Consider the following 2,708-nt stretch of genomic DNA (forward strand, 5'->3'; position numbering starts at 1 on the left):
GAGAACAGAGAGCATGTTTACGCTTGATTTTAGAGTCCACGAAAAAAATTTATGAATGAGGTTTTCAAAAGTGCAAGTCGGATTGTTGTAAAGAGTAGAGGGACAAAACCAAGGATGTATCCCTTATCTGATTTACACTAGCCAGTGTAAATCAAGAATGTGAAGGAGGTAATTCATATGACCTGCAATTATTACGGAAAACCCTCGTATTCTACGTTTTGGAACGATTACAGTAGCTATATTTCACAAGCTGCTAGTGGAACGAACGTTCCTCAATCAGCCATTGCAAGCCAATGGTACGACGAATGGGGAATTCCAATCAACAATCCAGCAAATCAAACTTCTTCATTTGGGTATTGCTATGGTTCAACATGTGGAAGTTTCCCTTACTTCTGCTCACTAAGTGATGGCGTAAATGCCTATATCGATCAAGTGAATTATTCATATAACGGTGGAAGTAATGCATGGACGGATATCTTTGGTCAACAAGTTAATTGGTCCGGTGCCTATCAAAATGGCTATCCGGGTGGTTTATCAAAGACTAGCGTCGAAACGGACGGCGGATGTTATGTAACAGCTAATAGTGTTCACTATTATGGTCTAGGGGACACGCCAAATCCTCCAAGTTCAGGACAATTAGCATATTATAGAGAGCAAGGTGCTCAAGCTTCAATGGAAGCTATGGGAGCTTCTCCATGGGATGCTGGCCACTATATGAATTGTGGAGAATCAGAGCCAGGTATCAAGTTAATTAATATAGCCAGCAATTCTGGCTGGCTTTCTTCCTACTCATATGTATAATTGCCCACTATTCTCCTTTCACTGAGTTTCAGTGAAGGGGGAATTTAATTTTCACGGAGGTGAAATCAATATGTCTAAGGAAATTGTATTATACACTCAAGAGCTTTGCCCATTTTGCGAAATGGCTAAAGCACTTTTTAGAAAACATAATGTACCCCATGTCATTCGAAATACGTCAACTAATTTTGAAGCTCGCCGTGAATTCTTAAAATTAGGTTCATCCGTATTGCCAGCATTTATTATAGATGGCCATTTGTATGAAGGATTTGAACCTGAGCATTTAAGAATATTAATTCGTCAAAAATTCGTGATAGATATTCCTAAAGGAGATGCAATCATTCCAAAAAAGCGATTTAATCGACTTATTGATAACAGACCGAAAAAAATTATTGTGCCATTCAATACGTTAGGTTATAGAGCAGGGGATTAATTAATCCCCTGCTTAAGATTTATAAGGCATACTCCTTGTCAGCATAATTTGTGTAACTACGTTATTTTTGGTCTGAAAGCTAATTTGATACATCTTATCCTCAGAGGACTCAATCAGGAAGACCCCACCTTGATTATTAAACTTTGTGATTTTAGGATATGCCTTCTCAACATCACTTATAGCACTTCCGATATGCACTCCGCGTGGAGTACTTCCAGAAAACGGACTCGACACATTCACCTGCCAAACAGGATTACCGCTTACCGTAAACCCTTGACTTTTATATATTAATTCCGTTGTACCAGCTCCGTGGGCAGTGGTAATATTTGATGGTCTGCCATAAAACTTCTTAACGGTATCGAGAGACATCCCTATGGATAAATTACCTATTCTCATATCATTTAAAGCTATCTCATTACCAATACAAGAATTTACGGCAATTTTTAAAGTGGAAACTGGATTTCCAGTTTTCTGTATTTCATAGACCTTAGTTTCAACTTGCCATGCAACGATGGTTCTCGTGTAGAGGGTCGAGTTAAGTGATTGAATAACACGAATTACCCCTTTATTCTGTGGAACAGGTAACATGTGCGTGTGCAGATACGAAACCATTTGTTTCGCTTGTGTCACCGCACCGGAACTCGCTAATTGAGCAAGTATCGTCCAACGACCTTCCGTCCACTTTAAATACAATGATCCGAGCGAACCATCTTGCTCTGCACTTATTCCGTTGCCTAAATTAAGGTTAGGACCAGATGGATAGATTTGACCAAATCTTTGCTGAATAGCGTCCATTGCATTCGTCGCCTGACTTACACTTGCATACGAATGTACGATGACATTCGATGCTTTGGTTTGCGAAGTGTCTTTTTTCATGCTTGGTGTAGAACTTGTTGCGTTTTGTGAAGTATTTGGGCTGCTCGATGTGCTATTTGTACTGTTAGAAGTTGGAGCTTCGGAAGTTGATGTTTGGGTTAAGTTAGCTGCCTTGGTTGAATTCTGATTCGCAAAAGGGATCGTCCCACACCCCGTCATTGCCAAGCACGTCAAAGCTAACGCAGCCACACCGATTCCAAATGATCGTTTTTGCACACAAACCACCCTTTGTCTTAAAATATCACGGTATCTTGATCATCAGATCAAACCGCACAGTAGAAATTCGACACATTATTGAGTGCCTTATCCCCTTGGCTGTATAATCACAAACCTCTTTTTCATTTGACGACGCCCTGCGCAAAATGGTTACAGCGAAAGCTTAGTCATGCTTCCCTAGCAAAAAGATTGCATAGAAGAGAAGGAGCATGAAAAATTCGCATGAGACCAGCGATAGAATAAGGTTTTTTGCTCATATATATATATATAGTGAGAAAGAAAACTATATATATAGCCTTTTCGCTTCATATACCTTCATGCCCCTTTCATGCCCCTTTCATGCCCCTTTCATGCCCCTTTCATGCCCCTTTCATGCCCCTTGGGG

Annotated in this window: 4 protein-coding genes; 3 read left to right on the top strand and 1 reads right to left on the bottom strand. The window is 40.2% G+C overall.

Translation table 11 applies throughout. The features are described from left to right. The first annotated feature begins 177 nt into the window (after positions 1-177). Both BM613_RS14195 and BM613_RS14200 read left to right on the top strand, forming a co-directional pair. Positions 178-801, top strand: coding sequence for a hypothetical protein (locus BM613_RS14195; RefSeq protein ID WP_109431815.1), 624 nt, complete (start codon positions 178-180; stop codon positions 799-801). Between the two features lie 70 nt (positions 802-871). Then, complete coding sequence (locus BM613_RS14200) at positions 872-1,231, top strand: glutaredoxin family protein (RefSeq protein ID WP_109431816.1); 360 nt, start codon at positions 872-874, stop codon at positions 1,229-1,231. Positions 1,232-1,243: 12 nt separating this feature from the next. Here BM613_RS14200 and BM613_RS14205 read toward each other — a convergent pair whose 3' ends face one another. Continuing rightward, positions 1,244-2,107, bottom strand: coding sequence for a hypothetical protein (locus tag BM613_RS14205; protein ID WP_181363204.1), 864 nt, complete (start codon positions 2,105-2,107; stop codon positions 1,244-1,246). Here BM613_RS14205 and BM613_RS15710 point away from each other — a divergent pair. Further along, the gene (locus BM613_RS15710; RefSeq protein WP_281267867.1) at positions 2,106-2,234 is read left to right on the top strand and encodes a hypothetical protein; all 129 of its coding nucleotides are present in this window, start codon (positions 2,106-2,108) and stop codon (positions 2,232-2,234) included. The genes BM613_RS14205 and BM613_RS15710 overlap by 2 nt on opposite strands. The last annotated feature ends 474 nt before the right edge of the window (positions 2,235-2,708 follow it).

Origin of the sequence: Sulfoacidibacillus thermotolerans (assembly GCF_003144315.1) — a bacterium.
GTDB lineage: Bacteria > Bacillota > Bacilli > Alicyclobacillales > SLC66 > Sulfoacidibacillus > Sulfoacidibacillus thermotolerans.